Source organism: Serratia sp. LSHTC3, from assembly GCF_057197125.1.
Map to the genome: position 1 here is coordinate 96,077 of NZ_JBXUNP010000003.1, position 23,433 is coordinate 119,509.

Annotated in this window: 26 protein-coding genes; 21 read left to right on the plus strand and 5 right to left on the minus strand. The window is 60.0% G+C overall.

Translation table 11 applies throughout. The annotated features are described in order from the left end of the window. Positions 1–11: 11 nt before the first annotated feature. The 13 genes from mutL (at position 12) to AC2CGI_RS13355 (ending at position 14,818) form a co-directional block, all read left to right on the plus strand. The gene (gene mutL, locus AC2CGI_RS13295) at positions 12–1,895 is read left to right on the plus strand and encodes a DNA mismatch repair endonuclease MutL (RefSeq protein ID WP_075684694.1); all 1,884 of its coding nucleotides are present in this window, start codon (positions 12–14) and stop codon (positions 1,893–1,895) included. Then, entirely contained in the window at positions 1,888–2,829 is a 942-nt protein-coding gene (miaA, locus tag AC2CGI_RS13300) for a tRNA (adenosine(37)-N6)-dimethylallyltransferase MiaA (RefSeq protein WP_004933679.1), read from the plus strand. The genes mutL and miaA overlap by 8 nt, the downstream gene beginning before the upstream one ends. Before the next feature lie 114 nt (positions 2,830–2,943). Beyond that, on the plus strand, positions 2,944–3,252 hold the full coding sequence (hfq, locus tag AC2CGI_RS13305; RefSeq protein ID WP_004933678.1) for an RNA chaperone Hfq: 309 nt from the start codon (positions 2,944–2,946) through the stop codon (positions 3,250–3,252). A gap of 98 nt (positions 3,253–3,350) precedes the next feature. Continuing rightward, positions 3,351–4,631: a ribosome rescue GTPase HflX gene (hflX, locus tag AC2CGI_RS13310; RefSeq protein WP_004933675.1), complete on the plus strand. Its 1,281-nt coding sequence runs from the start codon at positions 3,351–3,353 to the stop codon at positions 4,629–4,631. 68 nt (positions 4,632–4,699) lie between these two features. After that, positions 4,700–5,953: an FtsH protease activity modulator HflK gene (hflK, locus tag AC2CGI_RS13315; protein WP_076740829.1), complete on the plus strand. Its 1,254-nt coding sequence runs from the start codon at positions 4,700–4,702 to the stop codon at positions 5,951–5,953. 3 nt (positions 5,954–5,956) lie between these two features. Next, positions 5,957–6,961 (plus strand): protease modulator HflC, encoded by a 1,005-nt coding sequence (gene hflC, locus AC2CGI_RS13320; protein WP_004933669.1) that lies wholly within the window; start codon positions 5,957–5,959, stop codon positions 6,959–6,961. Positions 6,962–7,024: 63 nt separating this feature from the next. Further along, entirely contained in the window at positions 7,025–7,225 is a 201-nt protein-coding gene (locus AC2CGI_RS13325) for a DUF2065 domain-containing protein (protein WP_004933666.1), read from the plus strand. Positions 7,226–7,323: 98 nt separating this feature from the next. After that, positions 7,324–8,622 carry an adenylosuccinate synthase gene (locus tag AC2CGI_RS13330; protein WP_004933663.1) on the plus strand — a complete coding sequence of 433 codons (1,299 nt, stop codon included), beginning with the start codon at positions 7,324–7,326 and terminating at the stop codon, positions 8,620–8,622. A gap of 233 nt (positions 8,623–8,855) precedes the next feature. Beyond that, positions 8,856–9,281, plus strand: a complete 426-nt coding sequence (gene nsrR / locus AC2CGI_RS13335) for a nitric oxide-sensing transcriptional repressor NsrR (RefSeq protein ID WP_004933660.1) — start codon at positions 8,856–8,858, stop codon at positions 9,279–9,281. 59 nt (positions 9,282–9,340) lie between these two features. Next, positions 9,341–11,815 (plus strand): ribonuclease R, encoded by a 2,475-nt coding sequence (rnr, locus tag AC2CGI_RS13340; protein WP_015376392.1) that lies wholly within the window; start codon positions 9,341–9,343, stop codon positions 11,813–11,815. A gap of 61 nt (positions 11,816–11,876) precedes the next feature. After that, on the plus strand, positions 11,877–12,608 hold the full coding sequence (gene rlmB / locus AC2CGI_RS13345; RefSeq protein ID WP_004933653.1) for a 23S rRNA (guanosine(2251)-2'-O)-methyltransferase RlmB: 732 nt from the start codon (positions 11,877–11,879) through the stop codon (positions 12,606–12,608). 116 nt (positions 12,609–12,724) lie between these two features. Further along, the gene (locus AC2CGI_RS13350; RefSeq protein ID WP_015376393.1) at positions 12,725–14,353 is read left to right on the plus strand and encodes an isovaleryl-CoA dehydrogenase; all 1,629 of its coding nucleotides are present in this window, start codon (positions 12,725–12,727) and stop codon (positions 14,351–14,353) included. A gap of 66 nt (positions 14,354–14,419) precedes the next feature. Continuing rightward, positions 14,420–14,818 carry a DUF350 domain-containing protein gene (locus AC2CGI_RS13355; RefSeq protein WP_015376394.1) on the plus strand — a complete coding sequence of 133 codons (399 nt, stop codon included), beginning with the start codon at positions 14,420–14,422 and terminating at the stop codon, positions 14,816–14,818. On the opposite strand, the gene AC2CGI_RS13360 is transcribed toward AC2CGI_RS13355, so the two are convergent. Both AC2CGI_RS13360 and bsmA read right to left on the minus strand, forming a co-directional pair. Next, complete coding sequence (locus AC2CGI_RS13360; RefSeq protein ID WP_033633541.1) at positions 14,815–15,090, minus strand: YdgH/BhsA/McbA family protein; 276 nt, start codon at positions 15,088–15,090, stop codon at positions 14,815–14,817. The two genes, AC2CGI_RS13355 and AC2CGI_RS13360, sit on opposite strands and share 4 nt — an antisense overlap. Before the next feature lie 122 nt (positions 15,091–15,212). After that, positions 15,213–15,521, minus strand: a complete 309-nt coding sequence (gene bsmA, locus AC2CGI_RS13365) for a biofilm peroxide resistance protein BsmA (protein ID WP_004933642.1) — start codon at positions 15,519–15,521, stop codon at positions 15,213–15,215. Positions 15,522–15,648: 127 nt separating this feature from the next. On the opposite strand from bsmA, the gene yjfP reads away from it, so the two are divergent. Together yjfP and AC2CGI_RS13375 are read left to right on the plus strand one after the other, a co-directional pair. Beyond that, positions 15,649–16,401, plus strand: coding sequence for an esterase (gene yjfP / locus AC2CGI_RS13370; protein WP_076740830.1), 753 nt, complete (start codon positions 15,649–15,651; stop codon positions 16,399–16,401). A 122-nt stretch (positions 16,402–16,523) separates the two neighbouring features. After that, entirely contained in the window at positions 16,524–16,883 is a 360-nt protein-coding gene (locus tag AC2CGI_RS13375; RefSeq protein WP_076740831.1) for a hypothetical protein, read from the plus strand. 99 nt (positions 16,884–16,982) lie between these two features. On the opposite strand, the gene AC2CGI_RS13380 is transcribed toward AC2CGI_RS13375, so the two are convergent. Then, positions 16,983–17,249, minus strand: a complete 267-nt coding sequence (locus tag AC2CGI_RS13380) for a YdgH/BhsA/McbA family protein (RefSeq protein ID WP_004933636.1) — start codon at positions 17,247–17,249, stop codon at positions 16,983–16,985. A 453-nt stretch (positions 17,250–17,702) separates the two neighbouring features. On the opposite strand from AC2CGI_RS13380, the gene rpsF reads away from it, so the two are divergent. From rpsF to AC2CGI_RS13405, 5 genes are all read left to right on the plus strand, one after another. Further along, entirely contained in the window at positions 17,703–18,101 is a 399-nt protein-coding gene (gene rpsF / locus AC2CGI_RS13385) for a 30S ribosomal protein S6 (RefSeq protein ID WP_004933634.1), read from the plus strand. Between the two features lie 8 nt (positions 18,102–18,109). Then, entirely contained in the window at positions 18,110–18,427 is a 318-nt protein-coding gene (priB, locus tag AC2CGI_RS13390; protein WP_004933632.1) for a primosomal replication protein N, read from the plus strand. Between the two features lie 4 nt (positions 18,428–18,431). Then, on the plus strand, positions 18,432–18,659 hold the full coding sequence (gene rpsR / locus AC2CGI_RS13395) for a 30S ribosomal protein S18 (protein WP_000135199.1): 228 nt from the start codon (positions 18,432–18,434) through the stop codon (positions 18,657–18,659). A 39-nt stretch (positions 18,660–18,698) separates the two neighbouring features. After that, entirely contained in the window at positions 18,699–19,151 is a 453-nt protein-coding gene (gene rplI / locus AC2CGI_RS13400) for a 50S ribosomal protein L9 (protein ID WP_004933629.1), read from the plus strand. Between the two features lie 110 nt (positions 19,152–19,261). After that, positions 19,262–19,615, plus strand: a complete 354-nt coding sequence (locus tag AC2CGI_RS13405; RefSeq protein ID WP_015376398.1) for a DUF488 domain-containing protein — start codon at positions 19,262–19,264, stop codon at positions 19,613–19,615. 3 nt (positions 19,616–19,618) lie between these two features. On the opposite strand, the gene AC2CGI_RS13410 is transcribed toward AC2CGI_RS13405, so the two are convergent. Next, the gene (locus tag AC2CGI_RS13410) at positions 19,619–20,293 is read right to left on the minus strand and encodes an OapA family protein (RefSeq protein ID WP_016929348.1); all 675 of its coding nucleotides are present in this window, start codon (positions 20,291–20,293) and stop codon (positions 19,619–19,621) included. A gap of 267 nt (positions 20,294–20,560) precedes the next feature. Here AC2CGI_RS13410 and bamJ point away from each other — a divergent pair, with 267 nt between their 5' ends. Continuing rightward, the gene (bamJ, locus tag AC2CGI_RS13415; protein WP_004933618.1) at positions 20,561–21,181 is read left to right on the plus strand and encodes a BamJ family beta-barrel-assembly machinery protein; all 621 of its coding nucleotides are present in this window, start codon (positions 20,561–20,563) and stop codon (positions 21,179–21,181) included. A 98-nt stretch (positions 21,182–21,279) separates the two neighbouring features. On the opposite strand, the gene AC2CGI_RS13420 is transcribed toward bamJ, so the two are convergent. Beyond that, a complete protein-coding gene (locus AC2CGI_RS13420; RefSeq protein ID WP_076740832.1) occupies positions 21,280–23,232 on the minus strand; it encodes a bifunctional 2',3'-cyclic-nucleotide 2'-phosphodiesterase/3'-nucleotidase in 1,953 nt (650 codons plus the stop codon). Between the last annotated feature and the right edge of the window lie 201 nt (positions 23,233–23,433).

Below are 23,433 nucleotides of genomic sequence, written 5' to 3' on the forward strand. Positions count from 1 at the left end.
CAGGAGTCAGCATGCCTATCCAGGTGTTACCGCCACAGCTCGCCAACCAGATCGCCGCCGGAGAGGTGGTTGAACGCCCCGCGTCGGTGGTCAAGGAGCTGGTGGAAAACAGTCTGGACGCCGGTGCGACGCGCATCGATATCGATATCGAACGCGGCGGTGCCAAGCTGATCCGCATTCGCGATAACGGCTGCGGCATCGGCAAGGACGATTTGGCGCTGGCGCTGGCGCGGCACGCTACCAGTAAAATCAGCACGCTCGACGACCTGGAAGCGATCGTCAGCCTCGGTTTTCGCGGCGAAGCGCTGGCCAGTATCAGTTCGGTGTCCCGTTTGACCCTGACGTCGCGCACCGCCGAGCAGAGCGAAGCGTGGCAAGCCTACGCCGAAGGGCGCGAGCAGGCGGTGACGGTCAAACCCGCCGCGCACCCGGTCGGCAGCACGCTGGAAGTGCTGGATCTGTTTTACAATACTCCGGCGCGCCGCAAGTTCATGCGCACCGAGAAAACCGAATTTGGCCATATCGATGAAGTGGTGCGGCGCATCGCGCTGGCGCGTTTCGATGTGGCGATCAACCTCAGCCACAACGGCAAACTGATCCGCCAATACCGGGCGGCGAAGGAAGAGAGCCAGCACGAGCGCCGTTTAGGCAGCATCTGCGGCCCGGCGTTTTTACAGCATGCGTTGAGCATCGACTGGCAGCACGGCGATCTGAGCATCCGCGGTTGGGTGGCGGATCCGGCCGGGGCACGCCAACTGGGTGAAATGCAGTATTGTTACGTCAACTGTCGCATGATGCGCGATCGTTTGATCAATCACGCCATTCGTCAGGCCTATCAGGATCAGTTGAAGGACGATCAGCAGCCCGCTTACGTGCTGTATCTGGAGGTCGATCCGCACCAGGTGGATGTCAACGTTCATCCCGCCAAGCACGAGGTGCGTTTCCATCAGGCGCGGCTGGTGCACGATTTTATCTACCAGGCAGTGACCACCGTGCTGCAACAGGCCGGGCAGACGCCGTTGCTGCCGCTGGCGGAAACGCCGGACGAAGCGCCCGCGCCGGTCTGGCAGCAGGAAAACCGCGTCGCCGCCGGCGGCAACCATTTTTCTTTGCCGGCGTCGCGTCGTGAAACGCCGTCATCGCCCGGCGCCGCCCGCGAGCGCGCGCCGCAGCCCGGTTGGCAAACGGCGGGCGGTTACCAAAAACGCGAAGGCGAGCTGTACGGTAAACTGATGCAGCCCGCCGCCGAGCTGCCGGCCGAGGCCGCGCCGGAAACCCCGAGCAAGCCGCCGCTGTTCCCGCCGGCGAAAGCCGCAGCGGAAACGCCGTTGGCGAGCGGGCAACACAGCTTTGGCCGGGTGCTGATGATCCATCCGCCGTGTTATGCGTTGATTGAACAGCGCCAGCAGCCGGCGTTGCTTAACCTGACGGTGGCGGAACGCTGGCTGCGCCAGGCGCAGCTCAACCCGCCGGCAGAAGGGCTGCGGCCGCAGCCGCTGCTGATCCCAGTCAAGCTGACGTTGGAGAAGAGCGAAGCGGCGGCCATCGCGCGGCATCAGGCGCTGCTGACGATGATGGGGCTGGATCTGCAGGCGGATCACGGCCGTGTGACGCTGCGCGCAGTGCCTTTACCATTACGCCAACAAAATTTACAAAAACTGATACCCGAACTGTTAGGCTATCTGGCCGAACATCAGGAGATGTCGCCCGCGGTGCTGGCTACCTGGCTCGCTCGCCGCCTTGGCAGCGAACATGAACAGTGGAACACCTCGCAAGCGATACAATTGCTGACCGACGTTGAACGACTTTGCCCGCAGCTGGTCAAATCGCCACCGAGCGGACTTTTACAACCCGTTGATTTACAGGCCGCACTGGCGGCCCTCAAGCATGACTGACACTGAAATGACACCACGTCCCCCGGCTATTTTCATCATGGGGCCAACCGCCTCGGGCAAGACTGCGCTGGCGATCGCGCTGCGTGAACGCCTGCCGGTGGAGCTGATCAGCGTCGATTCCGCGCTGATTTACCGCGGCATGGATATCGGCACCGCCAAGCCGAGCGCCGAAGAATTGGCGCAGGCGCCGCACCGGCTGATCGATATCCGCGATCCCGCCGAAGCTTACTCGGCCGCGGAGTTTCGCGCCGATGCGCTGAAAGAGATGGCCGACATCACCGCCGCCGGCCGCATTCCGCTGTTGGTGGGCGGCACCATGTTGTATTTCAAGGCGTTGCTGGAAGGATTGTCGCCGTTGCCGTCCGCCGATCCCGCGGTGCGCGAGCGCATCGAACGGCAAGCGGCGGAGCAGGGCTGGGAGGCGTTGCACCGTCAGTTACAGGCGATCGATCCGGTCGCGGCATTGAGAATTCATCCGAATGATCCGCAGAGACTGTCCAGAGCACTGGAAGTTTTTTTTATTTCGGGTAAAACTTTAACGGAACTGACTAAAATTTCGGGTGAATCGTTGCCGTATCAAGTTCACCAATTTGCGATAGCGCCGACCAGCCGTGAGTTGATCCATCAACGCATCGAGCTGCGGTACCATCAAATGTTGGCGGCGGGTTTTGAGACGGAAGCGCGTGCACTTTTCGCACGGGGTGATTTGCATACGGACTTGCCCTCCATTCGCTGTGTCGGTTACCGCCAGATGTGGTCATACTTGTCTGGTGAAATTAGTTACGATGAGATGGTTTATCGTGGTATTTGCGCAACGCGTCAGTTGGCTAAACGCCAGATGACCTGGTTACGGGGTTGGGAGTCGGTCCATTGGTTGGACAGTGAAAAGCCGGGAGAGGCTTTGGACTCGGTGACACAGGTTGTTAGTGCATAGGTTGGGTGATTGTGTACAATTGCTGAGTATTCAGCGCGCAAATTTTTTACGTCGTTTATTTTAGAGCCGACAGGTTCTTAGTTACAAACAACAAGCAAATAAGGAAAAGATAGAATGGCTAAGGGGCAATCTTTGCAAGATCCGTTCCTGAACGCATTGCGTCGTGAACGTGTTCCGGTTTCTATTTATTTGGTGAATGGTATTAAGCTGCAAGGCCAGATTGAGTCTTTTGACCAGTTTGTCATCCTGTTGAAGAACACGGTTAGCCAGATGGTGTACAAGCACGCTATCTCTACCGTTGTCCCGTCACGCCCGGTTTCGCATCACAGCAACAACCCGAGCGGCGGTTCAAGCAACTATCACCATGGCAACAATCCGTCTGCGCAGCAACAGCCGCAGCAGGAAAGCGATGACGCTGAATAAAGCGCGTTGCAAGTCAACCATGACGGGGAGCATAAGCAGCCGCGGGCTGTTTATGTCCCCCAAACTCACGGTGAGTGTCCGTTTGAGAGGTTGCACGCTTGTTTGACCGTTATGAAGCCGGTGAGCAGGCCGTACTGGTTCATATCTATTTCTCGCAAGACAAAGATACGGAAGACCTCAACGAGTTCGAATCGCTGGTCTCCTCAGCCGGTGTCGAAGCTTTGCAAGTGGTGACTGGTAGCCGCAAAGCCCCGCATCCGAAGTACTTTGTCGGCGAAGGAAAGGCCGAAGAAATTGCAGATGCGGTGAAAGCCAGCGGCGCGTCTGTTGTCCTGTTTGATCATTCCCTTTCCCCGGCGCAGGAAAGAAACCTCGAGCGCCTGTGCGAATGCCGGGTGATCGATCGCACCGGGCTGATTTTAGACATCTTTGCCCAGCGTGCCCGCACCCATGAAGGTAAGCTGCAGGTGGAGCTGGCGCAGTTGCGTCACATCGCCACGCGCCTGGTACGCGGCTGGACGCACCTGGAGCGGCAAAAAGGGGGGATTGGCCTGCGCGGGCCGGGGGAAACCCAGCTTGAGACCGACCGTCGCCTGTTGCGCGATCGCATCAGCTTGATTCTGCGCCGCCTGGAGCGGGTAGAAAAGCAGCGTGAACAAGGCCGACGCGCGCGGACCCGCGCCGATGTGCCGACCGTATCGCTGGTGGGCTACACCAACGCCGGCAAATCCACCCTGTTTAACCGAATAACGTCTGCCGAGGTGTATGCGGCGGACCAGCTATTTGCCACCCTGGATCCTACGTTGCGGCGCATTGACGTGCCGGACGTGGGGGATACCGTGTTGGCGGATACCGTAGGCTTTATCCGGCACCTGCCGCACGATCTGGTGGCCGCCTTCAAGGCGACGCTGCAGGAAACGCGCCAGGCATCTCTGCTGCTGCACGTCATCGATGCCGCAGATCCGCGCGTCGATGAGAACATCGAAGCGGTGAACACCGTGCTGGCGGAGATAGACTCGGATGAAATTCCTACACTGTTAGTGATGAACAAAATAGATATGCTGGACGATTTTGTGCCGCGTATCGACCGCAACGACGAAAACCTGCCGATCCGGGTGTGGCTGTCCGCCGCCAGCGGAGAGGGTATTCCGTTGCTGTATCAGGCGTTGACGGAGCGCTTATCGGGGGAGATCGCGCATTACGAATTGCGCTTACCGCCACGGGCAGGCCGTCTTCGCAGCCGTTTTTACCAGCTTCAGGCGATTGAAAAAGAGTGGAACGAAGAAGACGGCAGCATTGGCGTGGTGGTGCGAATGCCGATCGTCGAATGGCGTCGTCTCTGCAAGCAAGAACAGGACCTGATTGACTTTATCGTATGATCATATCCTGTTACATTTATGCTTCGCGAAAGCCTGAAGTACCCAATCACAGAATATGGAGCTAAAACATGGCGTGGAATCAGCCCGGTAATAACGGACAGGACCGCGACCCGTGGGGGAGCAGCAATAACAATGGCGGCAACTCTGGCGGTAACAACAAAGGCGGTCGTGATCAAGGGCCACCTGATTTGGACGATATCTTCCGCAAACTGAGCAAGAAATTGAGCGGTTTCGGCGGGGGCAAAGGCTCCAACAGCAATAGCGGCGGCACCGGCACCTCTGGTCCGGGCTTCAGCGGCCGCATTATCGGTATCGCGGCGGTCGCCGTGGTGGTGATCTGGGCCGCCAGCGGCTTCTACACCATCAAGGAAGCCGAGCGCGGCGTCGTGACGCGTTTCGGTAAGTTCAGCCATCTGGTGCAGCCGGGCCTGAACTGGAAGCCGACCTTCATTGACGACGTGCGTCCGGTGAACGTGGAGTCCGTGCGCGAATTGGCAGCGTCCGGCGTGATGCTGACCTCCGATGAAAACGTGGTGCGCGTGGAAATGAACGTGCAGTACCGCGTGACCAACCCGGAAGCGTACCTGTTCAGCGTCGTCAATGCCGACGACAGCCTGAGCCAGGCGACCGACAGCGCCCTGCGCGGCGTGATCGGCAAATACTCGATGGATCGCATCCTGACTGAAGGCCGTACCGTGGTGCGTAACGATACGCAGCGCATGCTGGAAGAGACCATTCGTCCTTACAACATGGGCATCACGCTGCTGGACGTCAACTTCCAGGCGGCGCGTCCGCCGGAAGAGGTGAAGGCGTCGTTCGACGATGCGATCGCCGCGCGTGAGAACGAGCAGCAATACATCCGTGAAGCGGAAGCTTACGCCAACGAAGTTCAGCCGCGTGCGAACGGCCAGGCGCAGCGTCTGCTGGAAGACTCCAAGGCTTATAAGGACCGCACCGTCCTGGAAGCTCAGGGTGAGGTGGCGCGCTTTGCCAAGCTGTTGCCGGAATACAAGTCCGCACCGCAGATCACCCGCGAGCGTCTGTATATCGAAACCATGGAAAAAGTGCTGGGCCATACCCGTAAGGTGTTGGTGAGCGACAAAGGCAACAACCTGATGGTGCTGCCGCTGGATCAGATGCTGCGCGGCCAAGGCGCGGCGACGGAGAGCGGCAATAATAAGGATACCAGCCTGATTCGCCTTAATCCGAATCCTGCGCCGGCTGCCAACAGCAGCACTCCGCGCACCAGCGGCGGATCGGTTATGGAGCAGCGCCGGGCGAATGCGCAGCGTGACGACACCACTCGCGTAGGGAGAGAGTAATCAATGCGTAAGTCTTTTGTAGTTATTGTCCTCGCGGTGCTGGTGGTGCTGTACGCTTCGCTGTTCGTGGTGCAGGAAGGCCAGCGCGGCATCGTGCTGCGCTTCGGCAAGGTGCTGCGCGATGGCGAAAACAAGCCGCTGGTGTATGCGCCGGGTCTGCACCTCAAGATCCCGTTCATTGAGACCGTGAAGAACCTGGATGCGCGTATCCAGACCATGGACAACCAGGCCGATCGCTTCGTGACCAGCGAGAAGAAAGACCTGATCGTCGACTCCTATCTGAAGTGGCGCATCAGCGATTTCAGCCGTTACTATCTGGCGACCGGCGGCGGCGACGTCTCCCAGGCCGAAGTGCTGCTGAAACGCAAGTTCAGCGACCGTCTGCGTTCCGAAATCGGTCGCCTGGACGTGAAAGACATCGTGACCGACTCGCGCGGCAAGCTGATGTCTGACGTGCGTGACGCGCTGAACACCGGCACAGTGGGCGACGGCGAAGAAGTGGCGACCACCGAAGCCGATGACGCTATCGCCTCTGCGGCGGCGCGCGTTGAGCGGGAAACCACCGGCAAACAGCCGCAGGTGAACCCGAACAGCATGGCGGCGCTGGGCATCGAAGTGATCGACGTGCGTATCAAGCAGATCAACCTGCCGGCCGAAGTGTCCGACGCCATCTACCAGCGTATGCGCGCCGAGCGTGAAGCGGTAGCCCGTCGTCTGCGCTCGCAGGGCCAGGAAGAGGCCGAGAAGCTGCGCGCCAGCGCGGATTACGAAGTGACCCGTACCCTGGCGGAAGCAGAGCGTCAGGCGCGTATCACCCGCGGTGAAGGCGATGCCGAAGCAGCCAAGCTGTTCGCCAATGCGTTCAGCCAGGATCCGGACTTCTATGCCTTTATCCGCAGCCTGCGTGCCTATGAAGCCAGCTTCAAGGACAATCAGGACGTGCTGGTACTGAGCCCGGACAGCGATTTCTTCCGCTACATGAAGTCGCCTGATACCCTGCGCAAATAAGCGCGGCAGGCAATCTGATCGAGGGCCCGTTTACGCGGGCCCTTTCTCGTTTTTGGGGGATGCATGAACTCAACGATTTGGCTGGCGCTCGGGCTGGTTCTGGTGCTGGAAGGATTGGGGCCGATGCTGTTTCCGCAGGCCTGGCGCAAAATGATTGTGGCGATGTCGCAGTTGCCGGACGCGACGCTGCGGCGATTTGGCGGTGGAATAGTGGTTGCGGGCTGCGTGATCTACTACATGTTGAGCGGCCGCACGGGTCTTTAAAGTCTAGACCAAAATTTATGCAATCGTATGCTAAAAGTGCTGAAAATCGAAAATTACGGTGGTAGAATCCATTTTTAAGCAATCGGTGATTTTGAAAAATGGGTAAGAACGTCGTCGTACTGGGCACCCAATGGGGTGACGAAGGTAAAGGCAAGGTTGTAGACCTGCTGACTGAACGGGCTCAATATGTTGTGCGCTACCAAGGTGGCCATAACGCTGGCCACACTCTGGTAATCAACGGTGAAAAAACCGTTCTTCATTTAATTCCTTCAGGTATTCTGCGTGAAAACGTCACCAGCATCATCGGCAACGGTGTTGTTCTGGCGCCGGACGCGTTGATGAAAGAAATGGGTGAACTCGAAGCGCGTGGCATCCCGGTACGCGAACGTCTGTTACTGTCTGAAGCTTGCCCGTTGATCCTGCCTTACCACGTTGCGTTGGATAACGCGCGTGAGAAAGCGCGCGGCGCGAAAGCGATCGGCACCACCGGTCGCGGCATCGGCCCGGCTTACGAAGATAAAGTGGCTCGTCGCGGCCTGCGCGTCGGCGATCTGTTCAACAAAGAAACCTTCGCCGTTAAGCTGAAAGAGATCGTCGATTACCACAACTTCCAGCTGGTCAACTACTACAAAGTTGACGCCGTCGATTATCAGGCGACGCTGGACTATGTGCTGTCTATCGCCGACATCCTGACCGCCATGGTGGTTGACGTTTCCGAACTGCTGGACGGCGCGCGCAAGCGTGGCGACCTGATCATGTTCGAAGGCGCTCAGGGCACCCTGCTGGATATCGACCACGGTACTTACCCGTACGTCACCTCTTCCAACACCACCGCCGGCGGCGTGGCTACCGGTTCCGGCATCGGCCCGCGTTATGTGGACTACGTGCTGGGCATCGTGAAAGCCTACTCCACTCGCGTGGGTGCAGGTCCGTTCCCAACCGAACTGTTCGATGAAACCGGCGAGTACCTGTGCAAGCAGGGTAACGAGTTCGGCGCCACCACCGGCCGTCGTCGTCGTACCGGCTGGCTGGACGCGGTAGCGGTGCGCCGCGCCGTGCAGATCAACTCTCTGTCCGGCTTCTGCCTGACCAAACTGGACGTCCTGGACGGCCTGAAAGAAGTGAAGATCTGCGTGGGCTACCGCATGCCGGACGGCCGCGAAGTGGACACCACTCCGCTGGCGGCTGAAGGCTGGGAAGGCATCGAGCCTATCTACGAAACCATGCCGGGCTGGAGCGAAACCACCTTTGGCGTGAAAGAGCACAGCAAGCTGCCTCAGGCTGCGCTGAACTACATCAAGCGCATCGAAGAAGTGACCGGCGTACCGGTAGACATCATCTCTACCGGCCCGGATCGCAGCGAAACCATGATCCTGCGCGACCCGTTCGACGCATAATCAGGCTTTGCGGCATTAAACAAACCGGGCGCGTCCCGGTTTGTTTTTATCCTGACTCCCTCCGATTGCGGTTTCACGTCAAAAAATCCTTTCATAAACCCGCCTTAGGGCGCGGGATTCGCTAAATAATTAGCGACGAACTCTCCGGCTGGTTTATTATCCAATGAGTAATCTTTTGAATAGCGCCGAAAAGCGGCGTATCAGACGGGTAAAGTGATACCCAGAGGTAAGATGTGCAGTTAACAAGTTTTACTGATTATGGCCTGCGGGCGTTGATCTACATGGCCTCGTTGCCGCAGGACAAGATGACCAGCATCTCGGAAGTGACCGAGGTTTATGGCGTGTCTCGCAACCATATGGTGAAGATCATCAATCAGTTGAGCCGGGTGGGTTTTGTCACGGCGGTGCGCGGCAAGCATGGCGGCATCCGTTTGGGCAAACCGGCCGAGAGCATTCGCCTCGGCGACGTGGTGCGGGCGCTGGAGCCGCTCGCGCTGGTTAACTGCAGCAGCGAGTTTTGCCACATCACCCCTGCCTGCCGATTGAAGCAGGTGCTCCACCAGGGCGTACAGAATTTCCTTGAAGAGCTGGATAAGCATACGTTGGCCGACATGGTCGAAGACAATCCGCCGCTCTACAAGCTATTGCTTGTCGAATAAAACGACGTTGAGAAGACAAGGCTCAACGTCATCCTGCTGATGACAACGGAGGAACCGCAATGTCACAAGATCCATTCCTGGAACGAGAAGCAGAAAAATACGAATCCCCTATCCCCAGCCGTGAATATATCCTGGCCCATTTGGCGAAAAGAGAAACGCCGGCCAGCCGCGAAGAACTGGGCAACGAATTGGGTCTCAGCGGTGAAGAACAGCTGGAAGCGCTGCGCCGCCGCCTGCGCGCCATGGAGCGCGATGGACAGTTAGTGTTTACCCGCCGCCAGTGCTACGCGCTGCCGGAACGTTTGGATCTGCTGCGCGGCACGGTGATCGGCCACCGTGACGGCTACGGCTTCCTGCGCGTTGAAGGCAGCAAAGACGACCTGTACCTGTCCGCCGAACAGATGAAAATGGCGATCCACGGTGACGTGGTGCTGGCGCAGGCGCTGGGCGCGGATCGCAAAGGGCGCCGCGAAGCGCGCATCGTGCGCGTGCTGGTGCCGAAAACCAGCCAGATCGTCGGCCGCTTCTTCATGGACGCCGGTACCGGCTTCGTGGTGCCGGACGACAGCCGTCTGAGCTTCGATATTCTGATCCCGGCGGACAGCGTCAGCGGCGCGCGCATGGGCTTTATGGTGGTGGTGGAGTTGACTCAGCGTCCGACCCGCCGCACCAAGGCGGTTGGCAAGATCGTTGAGATCCTCGGCGACAAGATGGGCACCAGCATGGCGGTGGACATCGCGCTGCGCACCCATGAGATCCCGCATACCTGGCCGCCGCAGGTGGAAAAACAGGTGGCCGATCTCAGCGAACAGGTGCCGGAAGCGGCCAAGAAGGGCCGCGTCGATCTGCGCAAGCTGCCGTTGGTCACCATCGATGGTGAAGACGCGCGCGACTTCGATGACGCCGTGTACTGCGAGAAAAAACGCGGCGGCGGTTGGCGCCTGTGGGTGGCGATCGCCGACGTCAGCTACTACGTGCGTCCGCGCACCGCGCTGGACGATGAAGCGCGCAGCCGCGGCAACTCGGTGTATTTCCCGTCGCAGGTGATCCCGATGCTGCCGGAAGTGCTGTCCAACGGGCTGTGCTCCCTGAACCCGCAGGTCGATCGCCTGTGCATGGTGTGCGAGATGACCATCTCCGCCCAGGGGCGCCTGTCCACGGCCAAGTTCTACGAGGCGGTGATGAGCTCCCATGCCCGCCTGACCTACAACAAGGTGTGGCACATTCTGCAGGGCGATCAGGAGCTGCGCGAGCATTACCATCCGCTGGTCAAGCACCTGGAAGAGCTGCACGCCATGTACAAGGTGCTGGATAAGGCGCGCGCCGAGCGCGGCGGCATCGCGTTCGAAACCGAAGAAGCCAAATTCATCTTCAACGCCGAGCGTCGCATCGAGCGCGTAGAGCCGACGGTGCGCAACGACGCCCACAAGCTGATCGAAGAGTGCATGATCATGGCCAACGTGGCGGCCGCGCGCTTCGTCGAGAAACGCAACGAGCCGGCGCTGTACCGCGTGCACGATCGTCCAAGCGACGATCACATCTCCGCACTGCGCAGCGTGCTGAGCGAACTGGGGCTGACGCTGGGCGGCGGCAATAAGCCGCAGCCGAAGGACTATGCGGTGCTGATGGATGAAGTGTCTGAGCGCCCTGACCACGAAATGCTGCAAACCATGTTGCTGCGCTCGATGAAACAGGCGATTTACGATCCGGAAAACCGCGGCCACTTCGGCCTGGCGCTGGCGTCTTACGGCCACTTCACCTCGCCGATCCGCCGTTATCCGGATCTGGCGCTGCACCGCGCGATCAAATATCAGCTGGCCAAAGAACACGGCGAGCCGAAAGAGCGCTGGACGCCGACCGGCGGCTGGCACAGCGAATTTGAAGAGATGCTGCAGCTGGGCGAACACTGCTCGATGACCGAGCGTCGCGCGGACGAAGCGACGCGCAACGTCGCCGACTGGCTGAAGTGCGACTTCATGCAGGATCACGTCGGTGAAGTGTTCAGCGGCATCATCTCCAGCGTGACCGGCTTCGGCTTCTTCGTGCGCCTGAACGATCTGTTTATCGACGGGCTGGTGCACGTATCAACGCTGGATAATGATTACTATCGCTACGATAATATCGGCCAGCGCCTGATCGGCGAGTCTTCCGGCACGGTCTATCGCCTGGGGGATACGGTGGAGATCCGCGTGGACGCGGTGCATATGGACGAGCGCAAGATCGACTTCGCGCTGGTGTCCAGCACCCGCAAAGCGCGCGGTGAAGGCAAAACCGAGCGCGATCGCGCCAAGAAAGGCGGCCAGCGTACGCTGCGCGACAACGGTAGCGCAGGGCGCGGCAAGCGCCGCGGCGGCAAACCGCCGGCCAACTTCGAGCCGGACAGCGCCTTCCGCAAGCAGGATGACGCCAAGCCTGCGGACAACGTGAAGAAGGCGAAAAAGAAAGCCAAGAAAGCGTCCGACAAAACGCGGAAAATCGCGGCGGCGACCAAAGCCAAACGCGCAGCCAAGAAGAAAGGTGCCGAGCAGGCCTAACCTGCCGCACATCGTTATCATCGGCCGGTTATCGCCGGCCGCACGAATTTAAAAGAGCATCATGAGCGAAATTATTTACGGCATCCACGCCGTCAAAGCCCTGTTAGAGCGCGACCCGCAACGCTTCCTGGAAGTGTTTATCCTGAAAGGCCGCGAAGATCGCCGCCTGCAACCGCTGATCGCCGAGCTGGAAGCGACCGGCATCGTGATCCAGGTGGCGAACCGCCAATGGCTGGATGACAAGGTTGAAGGCGCGGTGCACCAGGGGATCATCGCCCGGGTGCGCGAAGGGCGTCAGTATCAGGAGAACGATCTGCCAGGCCTGCTGGAAAGCGTGGAGACGCCGTTCCTGCTGGTGCTGGATGGCGTGACCGACCCGCACAACCTCGGTGCCTGCCTGCGCAGCGCCGACGCGGCCGGCGTGCACGCGGTGATCGTGCCGCGCGACCGTTCCGCCCAGCTGAACGCCACCGCCAAGAAAGTGGCCTGCGGCGCGGCTGAAAACGTGCCGCTGATCCGCGTGACCAACCTGGCGCGTACGCTGCGTCTGCTGCAAGAGATGAATGTCTGGGTGGTGGGTACCGCCGGTGAAGCCGACCATACGCTGTATCAGAGCAAAATGACCGGCCCGATGGCGCTGGTGATGGGCGCGGAAGGCGAAGGCATGCGCCGCCTGACCCGCGAACACTGCGACGAGCTGATCAGCATCCCGATGGCCGGTACCGTCTCTTCGCTGAACGTGTCGGTCGCCACCGGCATCTGCCTGTTCGAAGCGGTGCGTCAGCGCGGCTGATTCTCCTGACGGGGGCGCAGTGCCCCCGTTAATTCCCCCTCTTGTGATCCCGCCTGCGGCAGAAATCCCTGCGCCGACCATACTTACTCCTGACGCTTTTTTCAGGGAGCACTCTCATGGTCTGGACTACGCACACCGTTTTTAACCAACCCAAGCCGCTGGGCAACAGCAACCTGTTTCTCTCCGATACGCCGCTGCGTGAAGCGTTGCAGCGCGAGCAAGGCGGTTGGGACGCCGAGGTATTGGCTTCGCTGGGCCAGCAGCTCGGCACGCAGGAGTCGCTGGAGCTGGGGCGGCTGGCCAACGCCAACCCGCCGGAGCTGCTGCGCTACGACGCCACCGGCCAGCGACTGGACGACGTCCGCTTTCACCCGGCCTGGCATATCCTGATGCAGGGGCTGATCGCCAACCGGGTGCACAACCTGCCCTGGCAGGAGGATGCGCGCATCGGTTCCTTCGTGGCGCGCGCCGCGCGCTTTATGCTGCATGCGCAGGTCGAGGCCGGCACGCTGTGCCCGGTGACCATGACCTTCGGCGCCACGCCGCTGCTGCAGCAGGCGTTACCGGCCGAGTTTCGCTCCTGGCTGACGCCGTTGCTGTCGGATCGTTATGACGCTCACCTGCTGCCGGGCGGGCAAAAGCGCGGCCTGCTGATCGGCATGGGCATGACGGAGAAGCAGGGCGGCTCCGATGTCTTGAGCAATACCACCACCGCCGTGCCGCTCGGCGCGCGTGGGCCGGGCGAAGCCTACCGGCTGGTGGGGCACAAGTGGTTCTTCTCGGTGCCGCAGAGCGATGCGCACCTGGTGCTGGCGCAGGCCGAAGGCGGGCTGTCCTGCTTCTTCCTGCCGCGCATTTTGCCGGACGGCAGCCGCAACGCCATTCGCCTGGAACGGCTGAAAGACAAGCTGGGCAACCGCTCCAACGCCAGCAGCGAGGTGGAGTTTCAGGACGCCGCGGCCTGGCTGCTGGGCGATGAGGGCGACGGCGTGCGGCATATCCTGAAAATGGGTGGCCTGACCCGTTTCGACTGCTCGCTGGGCAGCCACGGTCTGATGCGCCGCGGGTTGTCGGTGGCGTTGTATCATGCGCTGCAGCGGCAGGCATTCGGTAAGCTGTTGATCGAACAACCGCTAATGCGCCAGGTTCTGGCGCGCATGGCGCTGCGGCTGGAAGGGCATACCGCGTTGCTGTTCCGGCTGGCTCGCGCCTGGGAAAGTCGCAGCAATGAGGGCGAGCTGATCTACAGCCGCCTGCTGACGCCGGCGGCCAAATACAGCATCTGCCGCCAGGGCATGCCGTTCATCGCCGAGGCGATGGAGGTGCTGGGCGGCATCGGCTACTGCGAAGAGAGCGAGCTGCCGCGCCTGTACCGTGAAATGCCGGTGAACAGCATCTGGGAGGGCTCCGGCAACATCATGTGTCTGGACGTGTTGCGCAGTCTGCATAAACTGCCGGGCGCGCTCGAGATGTTGCAGTTCGAGCTGCAGCCGGTGCGCGGCCAGAATCGGTTGTTCGATCACGCCTGGCGGCAGTGGCAGCAGCGCGCCCGGCAACCGCGTGAAGAGATGGGGCGGCTGCTGACCCAGCAGCTGTTCGACCTGTGCTGCGCCGCGCAGCTGCTGCAGCATGCCAGCCCGCAGATCGCCGACGCCTGGTGCCACCTGACGCTGGATCATCGCGGCGAGAGCCTGCTGTCGGCCGAGGTGTGCGAACTGCTGCTGAACCGCGCCATCGGCGGTTAGGGAAAAGGGTGGCGCGCGGCGGCGAAAACCTTTTTAATTCAGCCTCACTCTGACAGGAAAATGCACATGGATATTCTCAGCGCGTTGGCGGCGTTCGCCTCTTACTTCTTCAGCGGTTTCGCCATGATTTTGGTGTTTCTGTTCGTCTATACCCGCATCACCCCGCACGACGAATGGGCGTTGATCAAGGCCGATAATCAATCCGCCGCCTTTGCTTTCATCGGCGCCTGCCTGGGGTATGTGATCCCGCTGGCCAGCGCGGCGATCAACTCGATCAGCCTGCTGGATTACCTGCTGTGGGGCGTGGTGGCGCTGGTGGTGCAACTGCTGCTGTTCGCGGCCGTGAAGATCTACATGCCGCGCATCAGCGACAAGATAGAAGCGAATCACCTGGCCGCCGGGATTTTCCTGGGGGGCGTCTCCGTCAGCGGCGGCGTGTTGAATGCGGCTTGCATGAGCTACTAAAGGTATAAGATGGCCGAGGCGCGCCAGCCAAGCGGGTGCGCCTGCTCTTCCATCCGCAGGATGCGGTAATAGCTGGCGCCGTGTTGGCCGGCGGTGCGGGCGATGGCCAGTTCCGCTTCCTGCGGCGAGCCGGGCAGATCGCTGAAGGTGATCTCGGCGATTTCACTGAGCGGCGTCACGCGATCGGCGGGCGCCAGCTCGGCGGACTGTGCGCCGGTGCTGAGCAACCCCATGGAAAGCAAGAGGGAGGTGAGTGCGGTGGAGCGTTTCATGGCGTTCCCCTTCGTCAGATCCTGAATCGCACCCGCAACATGCGGCATGCTGTCCCTCAGTGTGCAACACCCTGCTTCAGCCTGTGCAAAGCCAGTGTAAATCTGCTTAAAAAATCCCCGCCTTAGCGATACAGGATCGCCTGGGAATACCATTGGCCCGGCACGACGGTTTCGCTGTTCATGATGATCACATAATAACGGGCGCCGGCGGCGGTGGCCTTGCGCTGGATCTCCGCTTCCACGTCCATCGGGCTGCCGCGTACCACGGCGGTGACGGTGCCGATTTTCACCAGCTCGGCGGTCTGCGCGCGGACGATCTCCTGCGCCTGTGTGGTGGGCGGCGGCGGCGGTTTCGGCGTGGTGGTCATGATGCCGCAGGCGGAAAGCTGTGCGGCCAGCGTCAGGGCGATAAGTGTGCGGACAAACGTCATGGGAACCTCGAAAGAGCCGGTGCGATGGCTTCAGTGTAACGCAATATAAGCTGGAACAGATTGAGCTAACGCTGGCTGGCGCAAGTTTGTCATGATGAATGCCAACAGGTGAGTTGAGGATGAACGGATGATCGAAATTCATGACGAGCGGGCGGGCGATATTGCGGTGATCCATGCGGTGCCGGCGGGGCAGTATCATCGGCCGCTGCCGACGGTGTTCTTCTGCCATGGCTATACCTCGTCGAAAGAGGTGTACGCCTACTTCGCCTATGCGCTGGCGCGCGCCGGTTTTCGGGCGGTGCTGCCGGATGCCGATCGGCACGGCGAGCGGTTCGACGGCGATGAGACGCGGCGCCTGGCGGCGTTCTGGGAGATCCTGCGCAGCAATATCGACGAGCTGCCGCAGATCAAGGCACATTTTGAGCGGCTTGGCCTGATTGCCGACGGACGCACCGGCGTTGCCGGCGCCTCAATGGGCGGCATGACCGCGCTTGGCGCCTTCGCGCGCTTCCCGTGGATCCGGGCGGCCGCCAGTCTGATGGGCTCCGGCTATTACCGTTCACTGGCGCAAACGCTGTATCCGCCGTTGGGCGAAGAGGGCGAGGTGCTCTCGCCGGCGGCGTTTGCCGCGCGCACCGCCGTGCTGGCGGAATATGAGCTGGAAGGGCGTTTGGAGACGATAGCCGGGCGGCCGTTGTTGCTGTGGCACGGCGAGACGGACGACGTGGTGCCGGCGGCGGACAGCCTGCGTTTGGCGGCCGAACTGCGGCGGCAAGGCGCGGATGGCCGTTTGACGTCGCTCGTCGAGCCAGGGGTTAAGCACCGCATCACGCCGTTGGCGCTGTCCGCCACGGCCGACTTTTTCCGCCGCGAGCTGTGATGCGCCGCCGGGCACGATGCATGGAATTGCAGCGCTCTGTGCCTGCTGTTTCGGCCATCGTTTGGCCGAATGAAGGGGAGAATGTCAGCGTGAATTCTTTCTGGGGCAGCAAGGAGCAGGGCATGATAAAGGGTATCAGCAAGACGGCCGACGCCGATCGCAGTTTGATGGGAACGATGAAAGCGCGCGCCGAGCTTAACTCAGCGGCCTTCAGCGAGATGCTGGAGGCAGCCGACGGCAAGGTGCATCCGCTGTCGCGCATTACCGCGCATATGGTGCAAAACATGACGGCACTGTTCTCTTTCGCGCCGAAAGCGGCGGCCACTCACACTGCGGCGCCGGGAGCACTCTCGTTCGAACAGCGGGCGACCCTGGCGGAAAGTGCCGATCTGCTGCAAATGCGCACCCACTATCTGCGGATGGCGTTGCAGTTGCACAATCCGGGCAAGGCGCTCAACGCGCCGGCGTTGCTCAAGCTCTGATTGGCGGGGGAAGCGGAGCGCCCAACGGGCGGCGCTCCGGTGCGGACTGAACGGGCTTTCTGATGAAGCCCTGGGATTTCCCTGGCGTGGCGCGTCTCTTTAGCGGTACAGCTCGGCGCTGACGTGCATCGTGCTGTTGTCGCCCGGTTCGTGCAGGGCGATGATGCGATAAGAGCTTGCGCCGCGTTGGTCGGCGATTTTACTGACCTGGCTGCTGGCGTCGTCCGGCGAAACCACATTCTGGTTCAGGGTGACGAAGCCGACGCTTTGGCGTTGATCGGCCTGGTGCGAGGTGATCTCCGTCGCGGCCATCACATTGGCGGAGAACAGGGCGGCCAGCGCCGTCGCGAGAATAATGCGTTTCATAGTGCCTCTCTTACTTTTTGCCGTTACGGCCTGACAGCGAGTGTCGCTGCGGCAAAAAGTCATTTATCTGCATTGAATAACCTGGGATCTTTTTCGTCGCGCTGTCTGCGGCGGATATGGTTAATTTTAGTCCGTTGCCGGCGATTAAAAAGCGGGGTGTTTTGAAGGCATCCTTCAAAAAAAGTGAAATAGATTTGTGACTCAACGCTGATTTCATTGAAAGATTTTTGAAACTGATGGATCGGCGTACATAGGTTCACTCACGAGCAAATCGTGCTATTTCCCATAGCGCGTCGTATTAACGCGAATAAAACCCACGCAGTCCTTGAGTTTCCCGCCCTGCGTCAGTATGATTACGCGTCATTTTTCAGCCGCACACTAAACACGTTCCTTGCTTCCATGGGCCGCGGTTGACCCTGACAGGAGGCTGAATAATCCGTAAGGAGCAATTCGATGCGTCATTACGAAATCGTTTTTATGGTCCATCCTGACCAAAGCGAACAGGTTCCGGGCATGATCGAGCGTTACAGTGCTACCATCACTAACGCGCAAGGTCAGATTCACCGTCTGGAAGACTGGGGCCGCCGTCAGCTGGCTTATCCGATCAACAAACTGCACAAAGCTCACTACGTTCTGCTGAACGTTGAAGCGCCGCAGGAAGCGATCGATGAGCTGGAAACTAACTTCCGCTTCAACGACGCCGTTATCCGCAGCATGGTTATGCGCGTTAAGCACGCGGTAACCGAAGCATCTCCGATGGTTAAAGCGAAAGACGAACGTCGTGGCGATCGCCGCGAAGATTTCGCTAACGAAACCGCAGATGATGCAGATGCTGGGGATTCTGAAGAGTAATTGCCGCCGTGACGGCTAATCGTCTGGTTTTGTCGGGCACTGTGTGCAAGGCGCCGGTTCGAAAAGTGAGTCCTTCCGGGATACCGCACTGCCAATTTGTGCTAGAGCACCGTTCGCAGCAGACGGAAGCCGGATTCAGCAGACAAGCATGGTGCCGAATGCCCGTGGTTGTCAGCGGACAACAGTCACAAGCACTAACTCAAAGATTAACGGTCGGCAGTCAGATTACCGTGCAAGGCTTTGTAAGCTGCCATCAAGGGCGCAACGGGCTGAGCAAATTGGTTCTGCATGCCGAGCAGATTGAATTGATAGATTCTGGAGACTAGCCAAATGGCACGTTATTTCCGTCGTCGCAAGTTCTGCCGTTTCACCGCGGAAGGCGTTCAAGAGATTGACTATAAAGACATCGCTACGCTGAAAAACTACATCACCGAAAGTGGTAAAATTGTACCGAGCCGTATCACCGGTACTCGTGCAAAATATCAGCGCCAGCTGGCCCGTGCTATCAAGCGCGCGCGCTACCTGTCTTTGTTGCCGTACACTGATCGTCATCAGTAATCGGCCACTGTCCATTAACGACTTTGAGAGGATAAGGTAATGCAAGTTATTCTGCTTGATAAAGTAGCAAACCTGGGCAGCCTGGGTGATCAAGTTAACGTTAAAGCGGGCTACGCTCGTAACTTCCTGGTACCACAGGGCAAAGCTGTTCCTGCTACCAAGAAAAACGTTGAGTTCTTCGAAGCACGCCGTGCTGAACTGGAAGCCAAACTGGCTGACGTTCTGGCTGCTGCTGAAGCTCGCGCAACCAAGATCAACGAACTGGGTTCAGTCACCATCGCTTCCAAATCTGGCGACGAAGGTAAACTGTTCGGCTCTATCGGCACCCGCGACATCGCTGACGCAGTGACTGCGGCAGGCGTTGAAGTTGCCAAGAGCGAAGTTCGTCTGCCGAACGGCGTTCTGCGTACCACTGGCGAGCACGAAGTGCACTTCCAGGTACACAGCGACGTGTTCGCACAGCTGAATGTAGTTGTGGTTGCAGAAGCGTAATTTACGCTGCTGTTAACCGGTTAAAACGCCAGCCTCGCGCTGGCGTTTTGCTTTTCTGCGCCCGGCAAAACGCGCTACGCTTGAAGACGGGATGAAAAGGAGAGCGTGCGATGGCAACGATTACGCTACAGCGGGTTTACGATTTCAGCGCGCCGGCGCCGGAACACTGTTATCTGATAGACCGGCTATGGCCGCGCGGCATCAGCAAAGAGCGGTTGACGGGCGTGCAGTGGTTGAAACAGGTGGCGCCGGATGACGAGCTGCGCAAGTGGTTCCATCAGCATACCGACCAGTGGGAAGCCTTTGAGACGCGCTATCGCCAACAGCTGGCGGCCAACGACGCCTGGCAGCCGCTGGTGGCGCTGTTACGGCAGGGGCAAACGCTGACGTTGCTGTATGGCAGCAAAGATACCGAGCACAATCAGGGCGTGGTGCTGCGCGAGTTTCTGCTGGCGCAGCTGTAGAGATTAGCGTTCCCGGCGGTAGCTGCCGTCGGCCTGGCGGCGGAACAGCGCCTGGCTGTTGTCTGCCGTGGTGACCGACAGCGCGCTAATCACACCGTTGGCGTCGCGTTCGATGCGCACTTCCTGGCCGGCTTTCATGTTGCTCAGCGGCTTGTCGCCGCCTTCCACCTGTGCCATGGCGAACACTTCATTCACCGGCAGATTGTTGTCGCGAAACAGTTGGGCCAGGGTCTGGCCGGGCTGGATCTGATAACGCTGCCAGTTGCCTGCCGGCGTCGGTTCGTTGGCAGGCGTGGCGGCGCTACCGCCGTTTTGCAGCTCGGCCTGCAGCGGCACGCTGGTTTCCTGCTGAGAGACCGGGAACGGCTGTCTTTCGGGCGAGTAGGGCCATAGCAACGCCAGCAGCAGAATGATGCCGAAGATCAGCACCCAGCGGCGATGAAAGTAGGGCAGCGGTTCCATCCAATGGAAACCGTCCGGCAGATGCCAGACTTTAATCAGCAGCGCTTTGACCCGCTGCATTTTGTCGTTGGCCGACGGCGGCTCCGATGGCGGTTCCGCGCCTTCAGCCGTGGGTGCGGCGCCTGGTTTCAGGCGCTGGCTGATGTTCAGCCAGGTGCGCAGCAGCGGCTGGTAGATGCGGGTGGTTTTCCTTCTCCTGGGCGCGATTCTGCCCATGGTGACCTCTCTTCGACGGCGTAATAATCAGTGCGGCGCGGCAAACGCGTCGCCTGCCCGATATCCTGCTTTCAGTATAGTCCGCTAACTGATTGAAGTGAAAGGCGGCTGAGCGGCAGAGCCGGGGTTTGCGGCTGCGGGCGTTAACAGAAGGTTATTGTTTCTTTTTCTACGACAAAAGTCATCATTCTCCACACAAGATTTTACCCGGCATTGACGCGCTGTTATGCTGCGCTTTCGACTTTTTACAGACTTAAGGAAAACCCCATGACAACCCCTTCTTTTGACAGCGTTGAAGCGCAAGCAAGTTACGGGATTGGTTTACAGGTCGGCCAGCAGCTGCAAGAGTCCGGGCTGGAAGGTTTGCAACCGGAAGCTTTGCTGGCGGGTCTGCGTGACGCGCTGGAAGGGAATGCCCCGGCGGTTCCGGTAGACGTGGTGCACCGTGCGCTGCGTGAAATCCACGAGCGTGCGGACGCGGTGCGCCGCGAGCGCCAGCAGGCGATGGCGGTTGAAGGCCAGAAATTCCTGGACGACAACGCCAAGCGCGATGACGTGACGCTGACCGAGTCTGGCCTGCAGTTCTCCGTACTGGAGCAGGGCAACGGCCCAATTCCGTCCCGTCAGGATCGCGTGCGTGTGCACTACACCGGCCGTCTGATCAACGGCGACGTGTTCGACAGCTCGGTTGAACGCGGCCAGCCGGCAGAATTCCCGGTCAGCGGCGTGATCCCAGGCTGGATCGAAGCGCTGACCCTGATGCCGGTCGGCTCCAAATGGCAGCTGTATATCCCGCACAACCTGGCCTACGGCGAGCGTGGCGCAGGCGCGTCCATCCCGCCGTTCAGCGCGCTGGTGTTCGACGTCGAGCTGCTGGAAATCCTGTAATCCCACCGAGGATTGTTCTGGGCGCCTTCGTGGCGCCCTTATTTTATGCGCCGCGCAGACGGGCGATGAATGGCCGGGCGCGCCGGCCATAAACCGTGTTACTTACCGCTTAAATCGATGCGATAAACCGCGAAGCCGATGCTGTCGCTGCCTGCGGCGCTCATCGGATATTGGGCGTGCTCTTTGATAAACCTTGTCGCTTTGTCCGAAGGCGAGGTCTCGAAGCGGATATCCAGCGGCTGCTGGCTGCTGAAGTTCGCCAAACGCCAGTTGTTGTCCGCCTGCGGGCGCACCGCGCCATGCCGCTGGGTTTCGGCGCTGATGTAGGCCGCCAGCACCGAGCGGTTTTCATCCGGCGAAGCGAAGGCGATATGTTGGTCGCCGGTGCCGGCAAATTTGCCGCCGTAGGCGCGGTAGTTGTTGGTGGCGACCAGGAAGGTGGCGTTCGGATCGATCGGCTTGCCGTTGAAGGTCAGCTGCTTGATACGCTCCGCCTTGTCGTTGATCAGTTGGCATTCGCCGTCGTAGCGCGCCGGCTGGCTGACGTCGATCTGGTAGTTGACGCCGTCGATCACGTCGAAGTTATAGGTGCGGAAGCCGTCCCAGTTGATCAAGCCCTGCGGCTTGGCGCTGTTGACGTCGATCTGGTTGAACTGACCGGCGGAGCACTCCAGCCACTCTTTCACCTCTTTGCCGCTCGCCTTCACCACCACCAGCGTATTGGGGTAGAGATAGAGATCGGCGGCGTTGCGGAAGGTGAGCTGGCCTTTTTCCACTTCGACGAAGCTGGAGGGATCGTTCTTGCGGCCGCCGACCTTGAACGGCGCCGCCGCCGACAGCACCGGCAGATCGGCCAGGTCCGGATCGCCCTGGATGTAATGTTCGACGTAGGCTTTCTGCGCATTGTTGACGATCTGCACCGTCGGATCGTCCTGCACCAGCGCCAGGTAGCTGTACATGTTGCCGTCGGATTTACCGATCGGCTGGCTGACGAACTCGCGCGTGCCCTTGTGATCGTCCGCCAACACTTTCACCAGCGCGGCGTCTTCCGCCGCCAGCGATTTCTTGTTCTCTTTGTCGTAGATCGGCCGTGCTTCCGCGTTGGCGGCGGTCACTTTCCAGCTGCCGCCATCGTTGTTGAGCTGCAGGTCGACCACGCCGAGATGATCGCCCCATTGGCCCGGCATCACCGCCGGCACGCCGTTCAGCAGGCCTTTGTCGATATCCGCGCCTTTGATGTTGGCAAAGTCCTTGCTCGGGAACACCGCATGGGCGTGGCCGAACATGATGGCGTCGATGCCCGGCACCTGGCTGAGGTAATAGACCGAGTTTTCCGCCATCGCCTTGTAAGGCTCGCTGGACAGCCCGGAATGCGGGATCGCCACCACCAGATCGGCGCCCTCTTTACGCATCTGCGGCACGTAGCGCTTGGCGGTGGCGGTGATGTCGTCCACCGTCACTTTGCCCTGCAGGTTGGCCTTGTCCCACACCAGGATCTGTGGCGGCACGAAGCCGATGTAGCCGATGCGCAGCGTATGCGCCTTGCCGTCGCGATCTTTCACCGGCGTATCGACGATGATGTACGGCGTGAACAGCGGTTTTTGCGTTTTGGCGTCGATGACGTTGGCGTTGATATACGGGAATTTGGCGCCCGCGATAGCGTTCTTCAGGTAGTCCAGCCCATAGTTGAACTCATGGTTGCCGATGTTGCCGACGACGTAGTCCAGCGTGTTCATCGCCTTATAGACCGGGTGCACGTCGCCCGGTTTCAGCCCCTTGGCCGCCATGTAGTCGCCGAGCGGGCTGCCCTGAATGATGTCGCCGTTGTCCACCAACACCGCGTTGGCGGCCTGCTGGCGCGCCTGTTGGATCAGGCTGGCGGTGCGCACCAGGCCGAACTTGTCGGTCGGCGTGTCCTTGTAGTAATCGAAGTCCATCATGTTGCTGTGCAGATCGGTGGTTTCCAGCACGCGCAGATCGACGGTGGCCGCTTGCGCGGAGGCGCACACCAGCAGCGCAAGCGCGGACAGCGTCAGTGGATGCTTCATCATTTGGGATTCTCTCCATTCCATTATTCGAGTGTTATCGCAGAGGGAAATGTAATTAACATTGCTTGCCACAGTAAACTGTGAAGTGTGGCAGAAAATGGCGGCGGGTAACGCGGGGAAGTTCACAGTTGTGCCCAACAAGAAATGAGGAATTCCCGAGGCTTAGGCGGTTGAGATGGATATTCGGCGTAAAAAAAACTAGTC

Excerpts from the sequence above, each read along its gene's own strand:
- mutL (WP_075684694.1), top strand. The coding sequence starts at position 12 with ATGCCTATCCAGGTGTTACCGCCACAGCTCGCCAACCAGATCGCCGCC.
- miaA (WP_004933679.1), top strand. The coding sequence starts at position 1,888 with ATGACTGACACTGAAATGACACCACGTCCCCCGGCTATTTTCATCATG.
- hfq (WP_004933678.1), top strand. The coding sequence starts at position 2,944 with ATGGCTAAGGGGCAATCTTTGCAAGATCCGTTCCTGAACGCATTGCGT.
- hflK (WP_076740829.1), top strand. The coding sequence starts at position 4,700 with ATGGCGTGGAATCAGCCCGGTAATAACGGACAGGACCGCGACCCGTGG.
- hflC (WP_004933669.1), top strand. The coding sequence starts at position 5,957 with ATGCGTAAGTCTTTTGTAGTTATTGTCCTCGCGGTGCTGGTGGTGCTG.
- AC2CGI_RS13325 (WP_004933666.1), top strand. The coding sequence starts at position 7,025 with ATGAACTCAACGATTTGGCTGGCGCTCGGGCTGGTTCTGGTGCTGGAA.
- AC2CGI_RS13330 (WP_004933663.1), top strand. The coding sequence starts at position 7,324 with ATGGGTAAGAACGTCGTCGTACTGGGCACCCAATGGGGTGACGAAGGT.
- rnr (WP_015376392.1), top strand. The coding sequence starts at position 9,341 with ATGTCACAAGATCCATTCCTGGAACGAGAAGCAGAAAAATACGAATCC.
- rlmB (WP_004933653.1), top strand. The coding sequence starts at position 11,877 with ATGAGCGAAATTATTTACGGCATCCACGCCGTCAAAGCCCTGTTAGAG.
- AC2CGI_RS13350 (WP_015376393.1), top strand. The coding sequence starts at position 12,725 with ATGGTCTGGACTACGCACACCGTTTTTAACCAACCCAAGCCGCTGGGC.
- AC2CGI_RS13355 (WP_015376394.1), top strand. The coding sequence starts at position 14,420 with ATGGATATTCTCAGCGCGTTGGCGGCGTTCGCCTCTTACTTCTTCAGC.
- AC2CGI_RS13360 (WP_033633541.1), bottom strand. The coding sequence starts at position 15,090 with ATGAAACGCTCCACCGCACTCACCTCCCTCTTGCTTTCCATGGGGTTG.
- bsmA (WP_004933642.1), bottom strand. The coding sequence starts at position 15,521 with ATGACGTTTGTCCGCACACTTATCGCCCTGACGCTGGCCGCACAGCTT.
- yjfP (WP_076740830.1), top strand. The coding sequence starts at position 15,649 with ATGATCGAAATTCATGACGAGCGGGCGGGCGATATTGCGGTGATCCAT.
- AC2CGI_RS13375 (WP_076740831.1), top strand. The coding sequence starts at position 16,524 with ATGATAAAGGGTATCAGCAAGACGGCCGACGCCGATCGCAGTTTGATG.
- AC2CGI_RS13380 (WP_004933636.1), bottom strand. The coding sequence starts at position 17,249 with ATGAAACGCATTATTCTCGCGACGGCGCTGGCCGCCCTGTTCTCCGCC.
- rpsF (WP_004933634.1), top strand. The coding sequence starts at position 17,703 with ATGCGTCATTACGAAATCGTTTTTATGGTCCATCCTGACCAAAGCGAA.
- rpsR (WP_000135199.1), top strand. The coding sequence starts at position 18,432 with ATGGCACGTTATTTCCGTCGTCGCAAGTTCTGCCGTTTCACCGCGGAA.
- rplI (WP_004933629.1), top strand. The coding sequence starts at position 18,699 with ATGCAAGTTATTCTGCTTGATAAAGTAGCAAACCTGGGCAGCCTGGGT.
- AC2CGI_RS13405 (WP_015376398.1), top strand. The coding sequence starts at position 19,262 with ATGGCAACGATTACGCTACAGCGGGTTTACGATTTCAGCGCGCCGGCG.
- AC2CGI_RS13410 (WP_016929348.1), bottom strand. The coding sequence starts at position 20,293 with ATGGGCAGAATCGCGCCCAGGAGAAGGAAAACCACCCGCATCTACCAG.
- bamJ (WP_004933618.1), top strand. The coding sequence starts at position 20,561 with ATGACAACCCCTTCTTTTGACAGCGTTGAAGCGCAAGCAAGTTACGGG.
- AC2CGI_RS13420 (WP_076740832.1), bottom strand. The coding sequence starts at position 23,232 with ATGATGAAGCATCCACTGACGCTGTCCGCGCTTGCGCTGCTGGTGTGC.